17 protein-coding genes are annotated in these 19679 nt (G+C 62.2%); 9 read left to right on the forward strand and 8 right to left on the reverse strand.

What is annotated here, in order from left to right:
* Positions 1-99 precede the first annotated feature (99 nt).
* Together PFZ56_RS10290 and PFZ56_RS10295 are read right to left on the reverse strand one after the other, a co-directional pair.
* A complete protein-coding gene (locus tag PFZ56_RS10290; protein ID WP_123393756.1) occupies positions 100-291 on the reverse strand; it encodes a hypothetical protein in 192 nt (63 codons plus the stop codon).
* Positions 292-304: 13 nt separating this feature from the next.
* The gene (locus PFZ56_RS10295) at positions 305-1945 is read right to left on the reverse strand and encodes a phospholipase (protein ID WP_170001153.1); all 1641 of its coding nucleotides are present in this window, start codon (positions 1943-1945) and stop codon (positions 305-307) included.
* A gap of 166 nt (positions 1946-2111) precedes the next feature.
* Between PFZ56_RS10295 and PFZ56_RS10300 the strand changes: the two genes are divergently transcribed.
* Positions 2112-3053, forward strand: coding sequence for an AEC family transporter (locus PFZ56_RS10300; protein ID WP_102878363.1), 942 nt, complete (start codon positions 2112-2114; stop codon positions 3051-3053).
* Positions 3054-3121: 68 nt separating this feature from the next.
* Here the strand turns inward: PFZ56_RS10300 and PFZ56_RS10305 are convergent, their stop codons facing one another.
* The 6 genes from PFZ56_RS10305 to gatC form a co-directional block, all read right to left on the reverse strand.
* Positions 3122-3502: a carboxymuconolactone decarboxylase family protein gene (locus PFZ56_RS10305; RefSeq protein ID WP_170001152.1), complete on the reverse strand. Its 381-nt coding sequence runs from the start codon at positions 3500-3502 to the stop codon at positions 3122-3124.
* Positions 3499-4536, reverse strand: coding sequence for a calcium/sodium antiporter (locus PFZ56_RS10310; protein ID WP_394304651.1), 1038 nt, complete (start codon positions 4534-4536; stop codon positions 3499-3501). Before PFZ56_RS10310 ends, PFZ56_RS10305 begins: the two co-directional genes overlap by 4 nt.
* 77 nt (positions 4537-4613) lie before the next feature.
* A complete protein-coding gene (locus tag PFZ56_RS10315; RefSeq protein ID WP_102878365.1) occupies positions 4614-4994 on the reverse strand; it encodes a septal ring lytic transglycosylase RlpA family protein in 381 nt (126 codons plus the stop codon).
* 82 nt (positions 4995-5076) lie between these two features.
* Positions 5077-6522 carry an Asp-tRNA(Asn)/Glu-tRNA(Gln) amidotransferase subunit GatB gene (gene gatB / locus PFZ56_RS10320; RefSeq protein WP_102861135.1) on the reverse strand — a complete coding sequence of 482 codons (1446 nt, stop codon included), beginning with the start codon at positions 6520-6522 and terminating at the stop codon, positions 5077-5079.
* A 10-nt stretch (positions 6523-6532) separates the two neighbouring features.
* The gene (gene gatA / locus PFZ56_RS10325) at positions 6533-7984 is read right to left on the reverse strand and encodes an Asp-tRNA(Asn)/Glu-tRNA(Gln) amidotransferase subunit GatA (RefSeq protein ID WP_102878367.1); all 1452 of its coding nucleotides are present in this window, start codon (positions 7982-7984) and stop codon (positions 6533-6535) included.
* A gap of 16 nt (positions 7985-8000) precedes the next feature.
* Positions 8001-8288 (reverse strand): Asp-tRNA(Asn)/Glu-tRNA(Gln) amidotransferase subunit GatC, encoded by a 288-nt coding sequence (gene gatC / locus PFZ56_RS10330; RefSeq protein WP_011059250.1) that lies wholly within the window; start codon positions 8286-8288, stop codon positions 8001-8003.
* Between the two features lie 211 nt (positions 8289-8499).
* Here gatC and mreB point away from each other — a divergent pair, with 211 nt between their 5' ends.
* From mreB to tldD, 8 genes are all read left to right on the forward strand, one after another.
* The gene (gene mreB, locus PFZ56_RS10335; RefSeq protein ID WP_002555108.1) at positions 8500-9537 is read left to right on the forward strand and encodes a rod shape-determining protein MreB; all 1038 of its coding nucleotides are present in this window, start codon (positions 8500-8502) and stop codon (positions 9535-9537) included.
* A gap of 178 nt (positions 9538-9715) precedes the next feature.
* On the forward strand, positions 9716-10774 hold the full coding sequence (gene mreC / locus PFZ56_RS10340) for a rod shape-determining protein MreC (RefSeq protein WP_253083955.1): 1059 nt from the start codon (positions 9716-9718) through the stop codon (positions 10772-10774).
* The gene (gene mreD, locus PFZ56_RS10345; protein WP_102861138.1) at positions 10774-11265 is read left to right on the forward strand and encodes a rod shape-determining protein MreD; all 492 of its coding nucleotides are present in this window, start codon (positions 10774-10776) and stop codon (positions 11263-11265) included. The genes mreC and mreD overlap by 1 nt, the downstream gene beginning before the upstream one ends.
* A 43-nt stretch (positions 11266-11308) precedes the next feature.
* Entirely contained in the window at positions 11309-11914 is a 606-nt protein-coding gene (locus tag PFZ56_RS10350) for a nucleoside triphosphate pyrophosphatase (protein ID WP_102861139.1), read from the forward strand.
* Positions 11915-11970: 56 nt separating this feature from the next.
* Positions 11971-13428: a ribonuclease G gene (gene rng / locus PFZ56_RS10355; protein WP_102861140.1), complete on the forward strand. Its 1458-nt coding sequence runs from the start codon at positions 11971-11973 to the stop codon at positions 13426-13428.
* A 75-nt stretch (positions 13429-13503) separates the two neighbouring features.
* Positions 13504-17307, forward strand: coding sequence for a YhdP family protein (locus PFZ56_RS10360; RefSeq protein WP_170001151.1), 3804 nt, complete (start codon positions 13504-13506; stop codon positions 17305-17307).
* A gap of 58 nt (positions 17308-17365) precedes the next feature.
* Entirely contained in the window at positions 17366-18205 is an 840-nt protein-coding gene (locus PFZ56_RS10365; RefSeq protein ID WP_102861142.1) for a carbon-nitrogen hydrolase family protein, read from the forward strand.
* Positions 18206-18231: 26 nt separating this feature from the next.
* Positions 18232-19674, forward strand: a complete 1443-nt coding sequence (gene tldD, locus PFZ56_RS10370) for a metalloprotease TldD (protein WP_102861143.1) — start codon at positions 18232-18234, stop codon at positions 19672-19674.
* Positions 19675-19679: the final 5 nt, after the last annotated feature.

The raw sequence follows: 19679 nt of genomic DNA on the forward strand, positions 1-19679 counted from the left end.
TGAGGGCAATGACGCCGGCTGCGCCAGGGCCATGAACCGGCGCTGGCGCAGCGGAGCAGGAGGCCTGCTCGCGGGTGAGCCCGCTCCTACAGCGCGCGGTTAGGCTTTGTGCAGGATCGAACGGTCAACTCGTACGGCCAGTTGGCCAGTTCCCGGCTTGGCGTTGAAGGCCACGTTGCCGTGTTCATCCACGCAGGCGCGGGCAATGGGAGCGCCGTTGAGCAGCAGTTCCAGAGGTGCGTCCTTGAGGGATTGCCCGGAGGCCAGTTGCAGTTTTAGGTTGATAGCCATGGTGATTTCCTTATCAGGCGTTACGGTCGATGAAGCGGCTGGCGTTCTTGTCGATGGAGCCGATCAGCTCCGGCGAGCCACCGCGGAACTGACGGAACACATTGCGTCCGGTGGCGCTGCTGTTGCTGGTGCCGGCCGGGATGCTCAAGGTCGGCTGGAAGCTGTCGCTCAGTTCCATGTAGGCCGACCAGGGACCGATGTATGACTCGTTCAAGCCGTTGGTTTCGCTGAGGGCATAGCGCACCGCCTGGCCAGGGAGCCAGTTGGGCTCGCTGGGGGTGTGGCTTTGCCAGCCATCGGCCAGGATTGTCGGGACCGCGCTTGGGGTTTCCAGGTAGCCCGTCGGCTTGTTCGGGCTGTAGTTCTTCAGCAGCAGGTAGGTGCTCCAGCCCCACCAGTTGTCGATGGTCTTGCTGTCATTGAGATTGTTGACGTCGCTGCGGCGCAGCACTTTGTCACCGCTCATCACGAACAGTGGCGAGAAATTGCCGCTCTTGGCGGCATTCAGATCCGGTAAGGCCTTGAGAGCCGCGTAACTGGCGGGCGCCGGCAGGTTACCGCTGAGGTAGCAGGTAAAGATCTCGTCTGCGGAACGCTGCACCGCCTGTTTCACCTGCTGGCGATTGCGATGATCGACGCTGTCGAAATAACGCTTGTCGCCGTAGGCGTGCCAGCGGTCGCCCTGGGCGTTACTGACATTGAGGCCGAACTTGCTGTCCTCGTCGTGCATGAAACGGGTAATCAGCGAGCCCAGGTCGCTGGGGGTGACCACCGCCGCCACCTGTTTGCGTGGCACTCGTACATGGCCGGCAGAAAACAGGTCGGTGAGGAAGTGGTCGGCGAAGGCGTTCATCGCATAGGCCAGTTCCAGTTGCTTGTCGTCGGCAGTCTTACCCGCCAGGACCGCTTGTTGCAGTGCGGCCGTGTGCCCGGCGATATAAGCCGCCAGGGCCCATTCGCCAAAGTGGTCGGCATTGTTGGCCGCCAGCTTCAGGTAGCGCCCCAGAGGGAACAGGGCGGAGACCGCGCTGCCGCCACCGGTGATCCGGTTCCACTCTTCAGACAGGGTATCGCCCAGGGCGTCATAGGCTTCGTGGGGCTGTTTGCCGTCGCGGATCGCCTGGTTGGCGGCAACGATTTCCTTCTGCATCACCGCGAGGATCTGTCGGGCTTCGTCTTTCGCCGCCGGCAGTACTGCCAGGGAGTTGAAGGCCGCGGTAAAGCGTTGCACTCGATCAGCCGGCGTTGCGCCTTCGCAGATCGGCTGCTCGGGAATGCCGTAGAAATCGCCTCCGAGCGCAACCACCTGGCCGTAAGTCAGGGCCAGGCCGTTGGGCAGGTGCAGTTCGACCTGCCACGCGGGAATGGGCGGCGCATCCTTGACGAAGCGCAGCAGGGTGCTGTCGCCGATGGCGGTATGTTCGCCGCCCTCGAAACGCAATTGAGGCAAGCCCCTGGCGGACTTTTGCGGGGTGCGGGGCAGGTCTTCCGGGCGGTGGTACTTGATGGTGTGGTGGCCGTCGGCGACCAGCACCAGGGTGTCGCCATCGCCGGAAATGGCGATGCCTTGTTCAGTGAACAAACGGTCCAGATCGGCAATGATCTTGCCGGCCTGTTGTGGCTGTTGCTGCATCTGTGCAGAGAGTCCTGACATTTCTAGCTCCTTGATATGTCATGGTTATGCTTGGTTTAACTGTATGCATATACAGTTATCGTGAGCATAATTGAAAATGACACGCCGTCAAGAAGACGGTTACGTGAGGGCGGGTTGATTGGATTATCATTAGCGCCCTAACGACAGGCTCAAGGTCCCCCCGCGCATGCTGGCTATTTTTTTCGAAACCCTGGCGATCACTGCGCCGGTGTTTGCGATGCTGTTTCTGGGGCTGCTACTCAAGCGGGTGGGGTGGATCAACGACAACTTCATCCATACGGCGTCGGCCCTGGTGTTCAACGTCACCATGCCGGCCTTGCTGTTTCTCGGCATTGTCCATGCCGACCTGCATGCCTCGCTGAAGCCTGGCGTGCTGATCTACTTTTCGGTGGCCACCCTGGTCTGTTTTGCCTTGGCCTGGGGCTGGGCCATCTGGCGTTGCCCGAAGGTGGATCGGGGGATCTATACCCAGGGGGCGTTTCGCGGCAATAACGCGATCATCGGCCTGGCCCTGGCGGCCAGCATGTATGGGGATTACGGGATTTCCCTGGGGGCGCTGCTCGCCGCGTTGGTGATTCTTTACTACAACACCCTGTCGACGGTGGTCCTGGCGGTCTACAGCCCGGCGATCAAGTCCGACCCTTGGAGCATCTGCAAAAGTGTGTTCAGCAATCCGTTGATTGTTAGCGTGCTGGTGGCTGCGCCGTTTGCCTACTGGCAGATCAGCCTTCCCGGCTGGCTGGAGACTTCGGGAAAATACCTGGCACAGATGAGTCTGCCTCTGGCGCTGATCTGCATCGGCGGCACGTTGTCCATGGCGGCCTTGCGCAACAGTGGGCGGATGGCCATGAGCTCCAGCCTGCTGAAGATGGTCAGCCTGCCGACGCTGGCAACCTTTGGCGCTTGGTTATGCGGTTTTCGCGGGGCGGAACTGGGGATTCTGTTTCTGTATTTCGGCAGTCCGACTGCTGCAGCGAGCTATGTCATGGCCCGGGCGGCCAATGGCAATCATGAGCTGGCGGCGGCCATTATCGTCATCACCACCGTGATGGCGGCAGTGACCACCAACATTGGGATCTTTGTGTTGCAGTGGGGTGGGTGGATCTGAAGCTGTTCACCGTCAAGCCGGCTCTTATAAGGCGGCGCTAGGAGGCGGCTTGTCGGCGAACAACGGGTTCACTGCGGCTGCTGATAAGCGTCAATCACTTCCTGGGCTGCGCGAAACGCATCGATGGCGGCCGGCACTCCGGCATACACCGCGCAATGCAGCAGCGCTTCACGTATCTCTTCCACGGTGCAGCCGTTGTTCAGGGCGCCACGCACGTGGCCCTTCAACTCCTGGGGACACTTCAGCGCGGTCAGCGTTGCCAGGGTGATCAGGCTACGGGTTTTCAACGGCAGGCCATTACGGTTCCACACGCCGCCCCAAGCGTGTTCGTTGACGAACTCCTGCAGTGGCTGGGTGAATTCGGTGGCGTTGCCCAGAGCTCGGTCGACGAAGGCGTCGCCCATCACTTGGCGACGCATTTGCAGTCCGCTTTTCTTGTTTTCGCTCATGGCGCTTCTCTCTTGTGTTGGCGGCGCCAGGCCCGTAGCGAACTGAACAGCAGAAACGCCACCAGCGCTGGCAGGACGAAAAACAGCATCAAGTGTTCCAGCTTGCCCGCCAGGGGCATGCCCGTGGTGAAGGACACCACGTGCAGTCCATAGGCCAGGTACAGGCCGAGAAACAGCAAGCCTTCGGCCCGGGTCACGCGATACCCCGAATAGAACACCGGCAGGCACAGCACCGCGACGCCGAGCATCACCGGCAAGTCGAAATCCAGGGCGTTGGGCGAAACCGAGAGCGGCGTCGGTGCCACCAGGGCGGTAAACCCCAGGACCCCCAGCAAGTTGAAGAGATTGCTGCCGATGACATTGCCCACGGCGATATCCCGCTGGCCCCGCAGGGCCGCGAGCAGGGAAGTGGCGAGCTGGGGCAGGGAGGTGCTGACGGCAATCACCGTCAGTCCCATGACCCGCTCCGACAAGCCCAGGTCGTCGGCCACGGTGACGGCGGCGCCTAGCAGCAAGTGTCCGGCGAAGACCAGCAGCCCCAGGCCGATAAGCACCATCAGCATGCTGCTGAACCTGGGCGCGAAACCGCGCAGGCCGGCTGGAGCGGGCAGGTGATGGCGTGCCGAGTGCCGCGACTGGCGCAACAGCAGGAGCAGGTACAGCACCAGGGCCGCCAGCAGGATGACGCCGTCGGAGGGGGTGAGACGCTCGTTATAGGCCAGGATGAATACCAGCAGGCTGGCACCGATCATCAACGGGATGTCCAGGCGCACCAGCTGTCGCGATACCCGCAGCGGAATGATCAGGGCCGATAGACCCAGGGTCACCAGGATGTTGAAGATGCTGCTGCCGATCACGCTGCCCACGGCGATATCGGTGTTGTCGGCCAGGGTCGCCTGCAGGCTGATGGCCATCTGCGGCGCGCTGCTGCCGAAGGCGACGATGCTCAAGCCCATGATCAGCGGACGTACATGCAGGCGCGCGGACAAACGTACGGCGGCACGCACCAGCAACTCGGCGCCGGCGATCAGCATCACCAGGCCGCTGATGAGTTGGATCAGGCTGAGCAGGGGCAGTTCGGCAAAGGCGGTAATGGCTCGGGCTCCGTCGGTCAGTCGCTGAGGGCTTGGATGCGTACTTTGGCGGTGCCGCTGCGCAGCATGCCCAGCTGTTGCGCGGCAGCGCGGGATAAGTCGATCAGGCGGCCGCGGGTGTGCGGGCCACGATCGTTGATACGGACTACGACGCTTTTGCCGTTGCCCTGGTTGGTGACTTGCACTCGGGTGCCGAACGGCAGTTCGCGATGGGCCGCAGTGAGGCCGTTCTGATCGAAGGGCTCGCCGCTGGCGGTGCGTTTGCCATGATGGCGGGCGCCGTAATAGGAGGCTGTCCCGGTCTGGTCATAACCTCGAGGGTCGATGATATGGCTGCTGGCGCAGCCCGTGAGCAGAGCGAGCAGGGCACAGCCCACGAACCAGGGACGGGGAGTCATTATTCGCAGGAGCTGGCTTGCCAGCGAAGACGGGCTTGCATCCCCGCGATTTCGACTGACAAGCCAAGGCTGCATTTCTCGATCAGCCTTCGAGCTTGCTTTTCAGCAGCTCGTTGACCTGTTGCGGGTTGGCCTTGCCCTTGGAAGCCTTCATCGCTTGACCGACGAAGAAGCCGAACATCTTGCCGCGCTTGGCCTCGTCGGCGGCGCGGTACTGTTCGACCTGTTCGGCGTTGGCCGCGAGCATTTCATCCAGCACCGCGGAGATCGCGCCGCTGTCGGTGACTTGCTTGAGGCCGCGCTTGTCGATGATCTCGTCGGCGCTGCCCTCGCCATTGGCCATGGCTTCGAACACGGTCTTGGCGATCTTGCCGGAGATGGTGTTGTCCTTGATCCGCAGCAGCATGCCGCCCAGTTGTTCGGCCGAGACCGGGGCTTCGTCGATTTCCAGGCCCTGCTTGTTGAGCAGGCTGCCCAGTTCGACCATGACCCAGTTGGCGGCGAGCTTGGCGTCACCGGCAATGCTGGCGACCTTCTCGAAGTAGTCCGCCTGCTCGCGGCTGGTGGCCAGGACGCTGGCGTCGTAGACCGACAGGCCGAACTGCTCCTGGAAGCGCTCGCGTTTCTGCGGTGGCAGTTCTGGCAGGGTGGCGCGTACCTGGTCGAGGAAGGAATCCTCGATAACCACGGGCAGCAGGTCCGGATCGGGGAAGTAACGGTAGTCGTTGGCTTCTTCCTTGCTGCGCATCGGACGGGTTTCGTCCTTGTTCGGGTCGTACAGGCGGGTCTGCTGGATCACTTTGCCGCCGTCTTCGATCAGATCGATCTGGCGACGGATCTCGCTGTTGATCGCCTTCTCGATGAAACGGAACGAGTTGACGTTCTTGATCTCGCAGCGGGTGCCGAACTCGACCTGGCCCTTGGGGCGGACCGAGACGTTGCAGTCGCAACGCAGCGAGCCTTCGGCCATGTTGCCGTCGCAGATGCCCAGGTAGCGAACCAGCGCGTGGATCGACTTGACGTAGGCCACGGCTTCCTTGGCGCTGCGCATGTCCGGCTCGGACACGATTTCCAGCAGCGGCGTGCCGGCGCGGTTCAGGTCGATGCCGGTGGCACCGTTGAACTCTTCGTGCAGGCTCTTGCCGGCGTCTTCTTCCAGGTGCGCGCGGGTGATGCCGACGCGTTTCATGGTGCCGTCTTCCAGAGGGATGTCCAGGTGGCCCTTGCCGACGATTGGCAGTTCCATCTGGCTGATCTGGTAGCCCTTGGGCAGGTCAGGGTAGAAGTAGTTCTTGCGGGCGAACACGTTGTGCTGGCCGATCTCGGCGTCTACCGCCAGGCCGAACATCACCGCCATGCGCACCGCTTCCTGGTTCAGCACTGGCAGTACGCCGGGCATGCCCAGGTCGATCAGGCTGGCCTGGGTGTTGGGCTCGGCACCGAAGGCGGTGGAGCTACCGGAGAAAATCTTCGATTGAGTGGTGAGCTGGGTATGAATCTCCAGCCCGATCACGACTTCCCATTGCATGTGTGTCTCCTCAGAAGCCGGTTGGGGTGCGGGTGTGCCAGTCAGTGTTCAACTGATACTGGTGCGCAACGTTGAGCAAGCGGCCTTCCTGGAAATACGGGGCGAGCAGTTGCACGCCGACCGGCAAGCCGTCGACGAAACCGGCCGGCATCGACAGGCCCGGCAGGCCCGCGAGGTTGGCGGTGATGGTGTAGACGTCTTCCAGGTACGCGGCGACCGGATCGCTGCTCTTGGCGCCGAGCTTCCAGGCCGGGTTGGGCGTGGTCGGGCCGAGGATGATGTCGACTTCGTTGAAAGCGGTCATGAAGTCGTTCTTCACCAGGCGACGGATTTTCTGTGCCTTGAGGTAGTAGGCGTCGTAGTAGCCGGCGGACAGCGCGTAGGCGCCGACCATGATCCGGCGCTGCACTTCGCTGCCGAAGCCTTCGCCACGGGAGCGCTTGTACAGGTCTTCAAGGTTGGCCGGGTTCTCGCAACGGTAGCCGAAGCGCACGCCGTCGAAACGCGACAGGTTGGAGGAGGCTTCCGCCGGGGCGATCACGTAGTACGCGGGAATCGCGTGCTGCATGTTCGGCAGGCTGATTTCCTTGATCACCGCACCGAGCTTTTCCAGCTCCTTGATGCTGTTGTGGATCAGTTCGGCGATGCGCGGGTCGAGGCCGGCGCTGAAGTACTCCTTCGGCACGCCGATGCGCAGGCCCTGCAGCGAGCCGCTGAGGCTGGCGCTGTAGTCCGGCACCGGTTCATCGATGCTGGTGGAGTCGTTCGGGTCGAAGCCGGCCATGCCTTGCAGCAGGATCGCGCAGTCTTCGGCGGTGCGTGCCAGCGGGCCGCCCTGATCGAGGCTGGAAGCGTAGGCGATCATGCCCCAGCGGGAAACGCGACCGTAGGTCGGCTTCAGGCCGGTGAGGTTGGTGAAGGCGGCGGGCTGGCGGATCGAACCGCCGGTGTCGGTGGCGGTGGCCGCAGGCAGCAGGCGCGCGGCTACGGCGGCGGCTGAACCACCGGACGAACCGCCGGGCACGTGCTCCAGGTTCCACGGGTTTTTCACTGCGCCGTACCAGCTCGACTCGTTGGCCGAGCCCATGGCGAATTCGTCCATGTTGGTCTTGCCCAGGGTCACGGCCCCGGCAGCGGCCAGCTTGGCGACCACGGTGGCGTCATAGGGCGCCTTGAAGTTGTCGAGCATCTTCGAACCGCAGCTGGTGCGGATGCCTTGGGTGCAGAACAGGTCTTTGTGGGCGATCGGTGCGCCCAGCAGGGCTCCGCTCTCACCGTTGGCGCGACGTTCGTCGGCGGCTTTGGCCTGGCCCAGGGCCAGGTCTTGGGTGAGGCTGATGAAACTGTTGATCTGCGGATCCAGCTGAGCGATGCGCGCCAGCAGGGTCTGGGTCAGTTCTACAGAGGAAAACTTCTTGTCGGCGAGGCCGCGGGCGATCTCGGCCAGAGTCATGTGGTGCATTGCAGGCTCTTTCCCTTTAGTCGATGACTTTCGGAACCAGATACAGGCCGCTTTCGACCGCTGGTGCGATGGACTGATAGGCCTCGCGATGATTGGACTCGGTCACAACGTCTGCGCGCAGGCGCTGGCTGGCTTCCAGAGGGTGGGCCAGGGGCTCGATACCATCGGTATCGACTGCCTGCATTTCATCCACCAGCCCGAGAATGCTGTTAAGGGCGGAGGTGATGTGTGGAAGATCGCCTTCATTGAGCTTGATGCTGGCCAAATGAGCGATTTTTTCCACGTCGGAGCGTTCAAGCGCCATGGGATTCTCCAGTGGAAAACAAAAACGGATTTCGTCCGCGTGTTAGATTGTCGGAACACTACCGCATTTCTACGGTCTTATGGCCGCGATTGTGGGGTTTGGTGCACAGAAAAGCGGCCAATTTAACATATTGGCGCCTTGCCCAAAATCCCTGTCGTTGTTAGAGTTTGCCGCACTTTTTTACCCACGCGTTGCCTAGGGTCCCTTTCCCATGTTCAAGAAACTGCGTGGCATGTTTTCCAGCGATCTTTCCATTGACCTGGGCACTGCCAACACCCTTATTTACGTGCGCGAGCGCGGTATTGTCCTGAATGAACCATCGGTTGTGGCCATTCGGACCCACGGTAATCAGAAAAGTGTTGTTGCGGTTGGTACTGAGGCCAAGCGCATGCTCGGTCGTACTCCGGGCAACATTGCCGCCATTCGTCCGATGAAGGACGGCGTGATCGCCGACTTCAGCGTCTGCGAAAAGATGCTGCAGTACTTCATCAACAAGGTTCATGAAAACAGCTTTCTGCAGCCCAGCCCTCGTGTGCTGATCTGCGTTCCATGCAAGTCCACCCAGGTTGAACGTCGTGCGATCCGTGAATCGGCCCTTGGCGCCGGTGCCCGTGAAGTGTTCCTGATCGAAGAGCCAATGGCCGCTGCGATCGGTGCCGGCCTGCCGGTTGAAGAGGCCCGTGGTTCGATGGTCGTGGACATCGGTGGTGGTACCACTGAAATCGCCCTGATCTCCCTGAACGGTGTGGTTTACGCCGAATCCGTACGTGTTGGCGGCGACCGTTTCGACGAGGCCATCATCACTTACGTGCGTCGCAACTACGGCAGCCTGATCGGTGAGTCCACCGCTGAGCGCATCAAGCAGGAAATCGGTACTGCCTACCCAGGCGGCGAAGTACGTGAAGTCGACGTACGCGGCCGTAACCTGGCTGAAGGTGTGCCACGTGCCTTCACCCTGAACTCCAATGAAGTGCTGGAGGCTCTGCAGGAGTCCCTGGCAACCATCGTTCAGGCGGTGAAAAGTGCCCTGGAGCAATCGCCTCCGGAACTGGCTTCGGACATCGCCGAGCGCGGCCTGGTGCTGACCGGTGGTGGCGCTCTGCTGCGTGATCTGGACAAGCTGTTGGCCCAGGAAACCGGTCTGCCGGTGATCGTTGCCGAAGATCCGCTGACCTGTGTTGCTCGCGGCGGTGGCCGTGCATTGGAAATGATGGACAAACACACCATGGACCTGCTCTCCAGCGAGTAACTACGCCGGTTGCATCTATGCTGTTGCGCTCACAGGCAGCACTTTGCAGTGCTGCCTGTGGCGTTTATCTTCTGTCAATCTGCATCCAGGCCGGTTTGATGCCGTATGAATAAACACAACATTTGCCTGGGAGGAGCGGCTTATTAAACCGCTTTTCGCCAAAGGCCCCTCATTGGGCGTGCGCCTCCTGGTGCTGGTCGTACTGTCGGTCGCACTGATGGTGGTCGATGCCCGCTTCACACTGCTCAAGCCAGTGCGTAGCCAGATGTCGCTGGTGTTGATGCAGTCCTACTGGATCACCGACCTGCCGCAGCGGCTATGGCAGGGCGTGGCCAGTCAGTTCGGCAGTCGCACCGAGCTGGTCGCTGAAAACGAAAAACTCAAGACCGAAAACCTGCTGCTGCAGGGGCGCATGCAAAAGCTCGCAGCCCTGACCGAGCAGAACGTGCGTCTGCGCGAATTGCTCAACTCTTCGGCACTGGTCAACGAGAAGGTTGAAGTGGCCGAGTTGATCGGCATGGACCCCAACCCCTTTACCCATCGCATTATCATCAATAAAGGTGAGCGTGACGGCGTGTTCCTCGGCCAGCCGGTGCTCGATGCCCGTGGCTTGATGGGGCAGGTGGTGGAGTTGATGCCTTATACCTCGCGCGTCCTGTTGCTGACCGACACCACCCACAGCATTCCGGTGCAGGTCAATCGCAACGGCCTGCGGGCCATTGCCAGTGGCACTGGCAACCCGGAGCGCCTGGAGTTGCGCCACGTGGCCGACACCGCCGATGTCAAGGAAGGCGATTTGCTGGTCAGTTCGGGCCTTGGCCAGCGTTTCCCCGCTGGATATCCGGTGGCCACGGTCAAGGAAGTGATCCACGATTCCGGTCAGCCATTCGCCATTGTGCGAGCGGTGCCCACTGCCGCGCTGAACCGCAGCCGTTACCTGTTACTGGTATTCAGTGATCCGCGCACGGCCGAAGAGCGGGCCAATGATGCGGCCCAGGCTCAGGAAGCCCAGGACCAGCAGGGTGGCAATACCACCCCGGCGGTGCCGGCCACGGTGCCCAAGCCTGCGGTGACTCCAGCTGCCACTGCCGCGCCTGCCACTGCCCCCACTGCTGCACCGGCGACTCCGGTCAAGCCGGCCGCCCATGCGCCGGCCAAGCCGGTCAATAAACCTGTGGTGAAACCGGCGGCCCAGCCTCCGGCTGCGGCACCGGCCACCACCGGAGGAAGAGAATAATGGCGGGTAGCACCTATTCGCAAAACGGCTGGATCGTCTGGCTGACGTTTCTGATCGGCATGCTGCTGAGTGTGTCGCCTTTGCCTCAGTTCATGGAAATCCTGCGCCCGCTATGGCTGGCCCTGCTACTGGCCTTTTGGGCCCTGGCCCTGCCGCACAAGGTGGGTATGGTCACGGCTTGGTGCCTTGGGCTGGCGGAGGATGTGCTTTACGGCACGCTCCTGGGGCAGAACGCCTTGATCCTGACTCTGATCACCTTCCTCGTGCTATCCCTGCAACAGCGTCTGCGGATGTTCCCGATGTGGCAGCAGAGTTTGGTGATCCTGGTGATCTTTGGCTTGGCGCAGTTGGTCCAACTCTGGCTCAGCGCCCTGACCGGTAATCGCCAGCCGACCCTGGCGCTGGTCCTGCCAGCCCTGGTCAGTGCGCTGTTGTGGCCGTGGGTTAGCTTTGGCCTGCGTGGGTTGCGCCGACGTTTCAAAATCAATTAATTCGGTCAGGCATTGGCCCGCACCTCGACAGGGAGATGTCTTGATGAATCCGCTTTACCTCGCTTCCGGTTCGCCCCGTCGGCGTGAGCTGCTCACCCAGATCGGTGTGCCCTTCACCGCCATCAGCGCGGACATCGATGAAACTCCGCTGGCTGATGAATCCCCTGCGGCTTATGTCGAGCGTCTTGCCCGTGGCAAGGCGGCGGCCGGGCGCGCCCTGATCACCAGCAGCGAATCCCGGGCCCCGGCCTGTGTGCTGGGAGCCGATACGGCCGTGGTGCTGGATGGGCGGATCCTCGGCAAACCGCTGGACCAGGCCGACGCCCTGGCGATGCTCATGGCGCTGGCCGGGCGCGAGCACGAAGTATTGACCGCCATTGCCTTGCTCGACGGAGAGCGCTGCGAGTCGAGAGTGGTGCGCAGCCTGGTGCGGTTTCGCGCCATCTCCCCTGAGGAAGCGAGCATCTACTGGGCCAGCGGCGAGCCTCGGGACAAGGCCGGCGGTTATGCAATCCAGGGGCTTGCGGCGGTGTTTGTGTCAGGGCTCAATGGCAGTTACTCCGCTGTGGTTGGCTTGCCGGTGTGCGAAACCGCAGAACTGCTTGGCCATTTCGGCATACCCTGTTGGCAAAACCTTCCAGTGCGCTAAAGCGCCGTACCCGACTGCTGCGGCCTTCTATGAACACGCCTGAACGAGACACTGCCATGAGTGAAGAGATTCTGATCAACATCACGCCGATGGAATCACGGGTGGCGGTGGTCGAAAACGGAGTGCTGCAAGAGGTTCACGTCGAACGGACCCAGCGCCGCGGTATCGTTGGCAACATCTATAAAGGCAAGGTGGTGCGGGTATTGCCCGGCATGCAGGCCGCTTTCGTCGATATTGGCCTGGACCGCGCAGCGTTTATTCATGCTGCGGAAATCTCCACCCGTGAAGGTACGGCGGTGGAAAGCATCAGTGCCCTGGTGCATGAAGGGCAGAGCCTGGTGGTGCAAGTCACCAAGGACCCCATCGGCACCAAGGGCGCCCGACTGACCACCCAGTTGTCGATTCCTTCACGTTATCTGGTGTACATGCCCCGTACCGCCCATGTCGGCATCTCGCTGAAGATCGAGGATGAAGCCGAGCGTGAGCGCTTGAAGCAGGTGGTCAGCGACTGCGTGGCCCAGGAAGGCATCAAGGAGGCGGGCGGGTTCATCCTGCGTACTGCCGCCGAGGGCGCCGGTGCCGATGAGATCCTGATGGACATTCGCTACCTGCGTCGGCTCTGGGATCAGATCGGTGTTCAGATCAAGACCATTGGCGCGCCCAATGTGATCTACGAAGACCTGGGCCTGGCGCTGCGTACCCTGCGGGATCTGGTGAGTCCGAAAATCGAGAAAATCCGCATCGACTCCCGGGAAACCTTCCAGAAGACCACTCAGTTCGTTGCCGAGCTGATGCCGGAAATCGCCGATCGCCTGGAGCACTACCCCGGTGAGCGGCCGATCTTCGACCTGTACGGCGTCGAGGATGAAATCCAGAAGGCCCTGGAGCGCAAGGTGCCACTCAAGTCCGGTGGTTATCTGGTGGTGGACCCGGCGGAAGCCATGACCACCATCGACGTCAACACCGGGGCCTTCGTCGGTCATCGCAATCTTGAGGAAACCATCTTCAAGACCAACCTCGAAGCCGCTACCGCCATTGCCCGGCAGCTGCGCCTGCGCAACCTGGGCGGGATCATCATCATCGACTTCATCGACATGGAAGACGAGGAGCATCAGCGTCAGGTACTGCGGACCCTGGAGAAGCAGCTGGAGCGCGATCACGCCAAGACCAACATCATCGGCATCACCGAACTGGGCCTGGTGCAGATGACCCGCAAACGCACGCGCGAGAGTCTGGAGCAGGTGCTCTGCGAGCCCTGCAGCAGTTGTCAGGGACGGGGCAAGCTGAAGACCCCGGAAACCATCTGTTACGAAATATTCCGTGAAATCCTCCGTGAGGCCCGGGCTTATCAGGCAGAAGGGTATCGAGTGCTGGCCAATCAGAAAGTGGTGGATCGTCTGCTGGACGAAGAGTCGGGCAATGTGGCGGAGTTGGAAGGTTTTATCGGCCGTACCATCAGGTTCCAGGTCGAAACCATGTACTCCCAGGAACAATACGACGTGGTGCTGCTCTGATTTCCCGTGTTTTACACCACTGGAAACGGCTGGCTTCAGCTTTTTGCATGACTTTTGCCATGGGAGCCAACTGAGATGGAGCGGCTGATCCGCTTGTTCACCACGCTGATTCGCTGGGGGCTGGGCTCCTGCGCGTTGCTGCTGGTGGTGACGGCCTTGTACGTCAGCCTGGGTCGGGAACTGACTCCGCTGGTGGCTGAGTACCAGGCCGAGGTCGAAGCCAAGGTGCAGCAGGCCGTGGGGCTGCCGGTGCATATCGGTAGCCTGGAGGGGCGTTGGAGCGGACTGTCGCCGATTCTCCTGGCACACGATGTGATGGTGGGCGAGGGGGCCAACGCCCTGCGCCTGGACCAGGTCAGCGTGGCCCCGGACATGCTCGGCAGCCTGTTGGCCCGTGACCTGCGCATAGGGCGCCTGGAGCTCAGCGGTCTGAGTCTGAGCCTCAAGGAGGGCGCGGACGGCCAATGGCAATTGCAAGGCCTGCCAATGCAGCAGGACCAACCCATGGATCCGGGACAACTGCTGACTCGCTTGCAGCAAGTTGCGGAACTCTCCCTGTTGGACAGCCAAGTCACTTTGCTGCCGCAGGATCATTCGCCGCTGGCCCTGACCTATGTCGGACTCAATCTGCGCACCGGTCCCAGCCGCCAGCGCCTGGACCTGCGCCTGACCCTGCCGGACGGGCAGCCCCTGGCCGTCAACCTGCGCACACGCATCCAGGCGGATGCATGGCGCGACGCCCGGGCCGAGCTGTACCTGAGCCTGCCGCAAAGTGACTGGTCGCGCTGGCTGCCGGCCCGTGTCACTCAGCAATGGAAACTCTCCGAACTCAAGGCCGGTGGCGAGCTGTGGCTGACCTGGGCCAAGGGCACAGTGCAGAGCGCGGCGCTGCGCTTGAATGCGCCACAGCTAACCGGCGCCTATGCCGAGCGCACGCCAGTCACCCTGAAGAATCTGGCGTTGAATGCCTTCTTCCAGCGCAGCGATCAGGGCCTGCAGGTACAACTCGATTCCCTGGCGCTGAGCCTTGGCGAAACCCGTTGGGAATCGCGCCTGCAACTGCAGCAAACCCAGGCCGGCGATAACCGTGAAGAACTCTGGCATCTGCAAGCCGACCGCCTGGACCTGACGCCGCTCACGCCGATCCTCAATGCCCTGGCACCTTTGCCGCAAGGCCTGGCCACCACCATCGAGCGCTTGAAGGTTAGCGGCGGGCTGCGCAATGTGCTGCTCGACTATCGCCCCCAGAACACCGGCGACCAGCGGCTGAGCTTTGCCGCCAACCTTGATCGGGTCGGCTTCGACGCCTATCACGGCGCTCCGGCGGCGCGAAACGTCAGTGGCAGCATCAGCGGCGACCTGGGTAAGGGCGAGCTGCGCATGGACAGCAAGGATTTCTCCCTGCACCTGTACCCGATCTTCGCCAAGCCCTGGCAGTACATCCAGGCCAACGCCACCCTGACCTGGAAACTCGACAAACAAGGTTTCACCCTGATCGCGCCCTACCTCAAGGTGCTGGGGGAAGAGGGCAAGATTGCCGGCGATTTCCTGATCCGGCTGCACTTCGACCACAGTCAGGAAGACTACATGGACCTGCGGGTCGGCCTGGTGGACGGCGATGGGCGCTACACCGCCAAGTACCTGCCCCAGGTGCTCAGTCCGGCGCTGGATGAATGGCTGCGCACGGCGATCCTCAAGGGCGCGGTGGATGAGGGCTTCTTCCAATACCAGGGTTCGCTGAACCATGACGCTATCGAGGCGGCTCGCAGCATCAGCCTGTTCTTCAAGGTGCATGACGCCGAACTGGCGTTCCAGCCGGGCTGGCCGCACCTGAGCAAGATCAGCGGCGATGTGTTTGTCGAAGACAGCGGCGTACGCATCGTCGCCAGCAAGGGGCAGCTGTTGGATACCAAGGTGCGGGATGTTTTCGTCAACATTCCCCATTCCGTTGCCGGTCAGAGCAGCCACATGTTCATCGACGGCAGTTTTGCCGGCGGCCTGGGTGACGGGGTGAAGATTCTGCAGGAAGCGCCGATCGGCACCGCATCGACCTTTGCCGGCTGGCAGGGCGAGGGCGACCTGCAAGGCAAGCTGAACCTGGACATCCCCCTGGTTAAGGGCGAGGAACCGAAGATCCTGGTGGACTTCAAGACTGACAAGGCGCGCCTCAAACTCAGTGAACCCGAGTTGGAACTGACCCAGCTCAAGGGCGACTTCCGCTTTGACAGTGCCAGGGGCCTGAGTGGCTCAGGGATCAGCGCCCAGGCTTTCGATCGGCCGGTCACGGCGCAGATTTTTGCCGATGGCAAGCCAGGCAAGCCCAATACCCGAGTGGTTGCCAAGGGTCAGGTTACGGTGAAGAAACTCACCGACTGGTTGAAAGTCAGCCAGCCGTTGCCGGTGTCCGGCGAAGTGCCCTTTCAGTTGCAACTGAACCTTGACGGTGCCGACAGTCAATTGATGGTCAACTCCAGCCTCAAGGGCATGGCGGTGGACCTGCCGGCGCCGTTTGGCATGGCTGCCAGCACCGGGCGCAACAGTGTGTTTCGCATGACCCTGCAAGGGGCCGAGCGGCGCTACTGGTTCAAATACGGCGAGTTGGCCGACTTCACTTTCGCGGCGCCCAGCGGCAAGCTCGCCGAGGGTCGGGGCGAACTGTTCCTCGGCGATGGTGCGGCCTTGCTGCCTCCTGGCAAAGGGCTGCGGGTACGGGGGATTCTCTCCGAGCTGGATGTGGAACCGTGGAAGGCTCTGGTGGATCGCTATGCCGGAAAGGACCCGGGGGGCAGCGCCAAGCAGTTGCTCAGCAGTGCGGACTTCAAGGTCGGCAAGCTCAGCGCCTTCGGCACCTCGCTGGATCAGGTCAACCTGCTGCTGAGCCGCAAGCCCACTGCCTGGGAGCTGCAGATCGACAGTCAACAGGCCAAGGGCAAAGTCGGGATTCCCGATGCCAAGGTGGCGCCAATGGTCATCGACATGGCGTATGTGCGCCTGCCGGCCGCCGACCCGACGGCCCAGACCGATGAAAATGCACCTGATCCTTTGGCTTCGGTGGACCCGAAGAACGTTCCGCCACTGGATATATCCATTGCCCAATTGTTCCAGGGCCAGGACCTGATCGGTCGCTGGGCGCTCAAGGTTCGGCCGACGGCCAAGGGCATGGTCTTCAATGGCCTGAACCTGGGCCTCAAGGGCATGCAGTTGCAAGGCGAGGGTGGCTGGGAAGGTCAGGCCGGTGCCAGCAGCAGTTGGTACCGTGGCCGTATTGGTGGCAAGAACCTGGCGGATGTGCTCAAGGGCTGGGGCTTCGCACCGACCGTGACCAGTGAAGACTTTCACCTGGATGTCGATGGCCGCTGGCCGGGCTCACCGGCCTGGGTGGGCTTGAAGCGCTTCTCCGGCAGCCTGGACGCCACCCTGCGCAAGGGGCAGTTCGTTGAAGTCGAAGGCGGGGCCCAGGCCCTGCGGGTATTCGGCCTGCTCAACTTCAACTCCATCGGCCGGCGCCTGCGCCTGGACTTCTCCGACCTGTTCGGCAAGGGCTTGAGCTATGACCGGGTCAAGGGCGTGCTGGCGGCGAGCAATGGCGTGTATGTCACTCGCGAGCCGATCACCCTCACGGGGCCGTCGAGCAATCTGGAGCTCAATGGCACCCTGGATATGGTGGCCGATCAGGTGGACGCCAAGCTGCTGGTGACCCTGCCGGTCACCAACAACCTGCCGATTGCCGCGCTGATCGTCGGGGCGCCTGCGGTGGGTGGGGCGTTGTTCCTGATCGACAAACTGATCGGAGACCGCGTGGCGCGCTTTGCCAGCGTCAAATACAACGTCAAAGGCCCGTGGAAAGATCCCCAAATCACCTTCGACAAGCCGTTTTGAGAATCCTCGATTCGTGCCTATGGAGTAGCATGGCGGCCTACCCTACAAGGAGTTCGCCATGTCTCTTGCGGTGATTCAAATGGTCAGCCAGAGCGATGTGCTGGCCAATCTGAACCAGGCTCGGAGCCTGCTTGAGCAAGCCGCCGTTGCTGGCGCCAAGCTGGCCGTGCTGCCGGAAAACTTCGCCGCCATGGGCCGCCGCGACATGGCGGCCATCGGTCGCGCCGAAGCCCTGGGCGAAGGTCCGATCCTGCCATGGTTGAAACAGACCGCCCGCGACCTCAGGTTATGGATAGTGGCCGGCACCTTGCCGCTGCCCCCCGAGGATCAGCCCGAGGCCAAGGCCAACGCCTGTTCTTTGTTGGTGGACGATCAGGGACAGATTGTGGCGCGCTACGACAAGCTGCATCTGTTCGATGTCGACGTGGCGGACAATCGCGGACGCTATCGCGAATCCGATGACTATGCTCATGGAGACCGCGTGGTAGTGGCGGATACGCCGGTGGGTCGGTTGGGGCTGACGGTTTGTTATGACCTGCGCTTTCCCGAGCTGTACAGCGAATTGCGCGCCGCCGGCGCTGAATTGATTACTGCGCCTTCGGCTTTTACCGCGGTGACCGGCGCCGCCCATTGGGAGGTGCTGATCCGGGCCCGGGCCATTGAAACCCAGTGCTACCTGCTGGCGGCGGCCCAGGGTGGCGTGCATCCCGGCCCACGGGAAACCTACGGCCACGCGGCCATCGTCGACCCATGGGGACGCGTGTTGGCGGAGCAGGATCAAGGTGAGGGCGTGCTGTTGGCCGAGCGCGACAGCAGTGAACAGGCGTCCATCCGGGCGCGGATGCCGGTGGTCAGTCACCGGCGCATTTTCTCGCAAGGCGTTCAACGGCTTGCATAAGTACGACGAATTTAAGGCCAAAGCATATGAGCGGGTTGTTGTCCTCAGTCAGTGAACATCTTCTAGCCCCTGGCGGCGTGACCATCGAAAGCTTGCAGGGCGTGCTGGGGGATCTGGCCGGCCCGGGCATCGATGCCGCCGACCTGTATTTCCAGGGGCAGATTTCCGAGTCCTGGTCCCTGGAAGACGGGATCGTCAAGGAAGGCAGTTTCAACCTCGACCAAGGGGTGGGTGTGCGTGCGCAGTCCGGGGAGAAGACCGGCTTTGCCTACAGCAACGCCATCACCCTGGAAGCCCTGGGTCTGGCGGCCCGTGCTGCGCGATCGATCTCCCGGGCCGGACAGAACGGTACCGTGCAGGCATTCACCAGCCAGGACGTGGCGCAACTGTATGCGCCGGACAATCCTCTGGAAGTCATCAGCCGGGCCGAGAAAGTCGAACTGCTCAAGCGAGTGGACGCGGCGACTCGCGCTCTGGACCCGCGTATCCAGCAGGTCAGCGTGAGCATGGCCGGGGTCTGGGAGCGGATTCTGGTGGCCTCGACGGACGGCGGCCTGGCGGCGGATGTGCGGCCGTTGGTGCGCTTCAACGTCAGCGTCATCGTCGAGCAGAATGGCCGCCGCGAGCGCGGTGGTCACGGTGGCGGCGGGCGTACCGATTACCGCTATTTCCTCACTGAAGATCGGGCCATGGGCTATGCCCGTGAAGCGCTGCGTCAGGCCCTGGTCAATCTCGAAGCCATTCCGGCACCGGCGGGCACCTTGCCGGTGGTACTCGGCTCCGGCTGGTCCGGTGTGCTGCTGCACGAAGCCGTGGGCCACGGCCTGGAAGGCGACTTCAACCGCAAGGGCAGCTCGGCCTACAGCGGCCGCATGGGCGAGAGGGTGGCCTCCAAGCTCTGCACCATCGTCGACGACGGCACCCTGGCCGGTCGCCGCGGTTCCCTGAGCGTGGACGACGAAGGCACCCCGACCGAATGCACCACCCTGATCGAGAACGGTGTGCTCAAGGGCTATATGCAGGACAAACTCAATGCCCGCCTGATGGGCGTGGCCCGCACTGGCAACGGGCGTCGTGAGTCCTACGCGCACTTGCCGATGCCGCGCATGACCAACACCTACATGCTGGCTGGCGAAAGCGATCCGGCGGAAATCATCGCCTCGGTGAAGAAGGGTATCTACTGCGCCAACCTTGGCGGCGGCCAGGTGGACATCACCAGCGGCAAGTTCGTGTTTTCCACCAGCGAGGCGTATCTGATCGAAGACGGCAAGATCACCGCACCGGTCAAGGGCGCGACCCTGATTGGCAACGGTCCTGAAGCGATGAGCCGAGTGTCGATGGTGGGCAACGATTTGTCCCTGGACAGCGGCGTTGGCACTTGTGGCAAGGACGGGCAATCAGTGCCGGTAGGCGTCGGTCAGCCGACCTTGAAGATCGATGCGATCACCGTGGGTGGCACAGGGGCATAAGAGAA

The sequence above is a fragment of the Pseudomonas danubii genome (assembly GCF_042980055.1).
Classification (GTDB): domain Bacteria; phylum Pseudomonadota; class Gammaproteobacteria; order Pseudomonadales; family Pseudomonadaceae; genus Aquipseudomonas; species Aquipseudomonas danubii.

Bases quoted from the DNA above. Each gene is read 5' to 3' on its own strand.
- mreD (WP_102861138.1), top strand. From the start codon at position 10,774: ATGGCGGGTAGCACCTATTCGCAAAACGGCTGGATCGTCTGGCTGACG.
- PFZ56_RS10310 (WP_394304651.1), bottom strand. From the start codon at position 4,536: ATGCTGATCGCCGGCGCCGAGTTGCTGGTGCGTGCCGCCGTACGTTTG.
- PFZ56_RS10300 (WP_102878363.1), top strand. From the start codon at position 2,112: ATGCTGGCTATTTTTTTCGAAACCCTGGCGATCACTGCGCCGGTGTTT.
- rng (WP_102861140.1), top strand. From the start codon at position 11,971: ATGAGTGAAGAGATTCTGATCAACATCACGCCGATGGAATCACGGGTG.
- tldD (WP_102861143.1), top strand. From the start codon at position 18,232: ATGAGCGGGTTGTTGTCCTCAGTCAGTGAACATCTTCTAGCCCCTGGC.
- mreB (WP_002555108.1), top strand. From the start codon at position 8,500: ATGTTCAAGAAACTGCGTGGCATGTTTTCCAGCGATCTTTCCATTGAC.
- PFZ56_RS10365 (WP_102861142.1), top strand. From the start codon at position 17,366: ATGTCTCTTGCGGTGATTCAAATGGTCAGCCAGAGCGATGTGCTGGCC.
- PFZ56_RS10290 (WP_123393756.1), bottom strand. From the start codon at position 291: ATGGCTATCAACCTAAAACTGCAACTGGCCTCCGGGCAATCCCTCAAG.
- PFZ56_RS10305 (WP_170001152.1), bottom strand. From the start codon at position 3,502: ATGAGCGAAAACAAGAAAAGCGGACTGCAAATGCGTCGCCAAGTGATG.
- gatA (WP_102878367.1), bottom strand. From the start codon at position 7,984: ATGCACCACATGACTCTGGCCGAGATCGCCCGCGGCCTCGCCGACAAG.
- PFZ56_RS10350 (WP_102861139.1), top strand. From the start codon at position 11,309: ATGAATCCGCTTTACCTCGCTTCCGGTTCGCCCCGTCGGCGTGAGCTG.
- gatC (WP_011059250.1), bottom strand. From the start codon at position 8,288: ATGGCGCTTGAACGCTCCGACGTGGAAAAAATCGCTCATTTGGCCAGC.
- PFZ56_RS10315 (WP_102878365.1), bottom strand. From the start codon at position 4,994: ATGACTCCCCGTCCCTGGTTCGTGGGCTGTGCCCTGCTCGCTCTGCTC.
- PFZ56_RS10295 (WP_170001153.1), bottom strand. From the start codon at position 1,945: ATGTCAGGACTCTCTGCACAGATGCAGCAACAGCCACAACAGGCCGGC.
- PFZ56_RS10360 (WP_170001151.1), top strand. From the start codon at position 13,504: ATGGAGCGGCTGATCCGCTTGTTCACCACGCTGATTCGCTGGGGGCTG.
- gatB (WP_102861135.1), bottom strand. From the start codon at position 6,522: ATGCAATGGGAAGTCGTGATCGGGCTGGAGATTCATACCCAGCTCACC.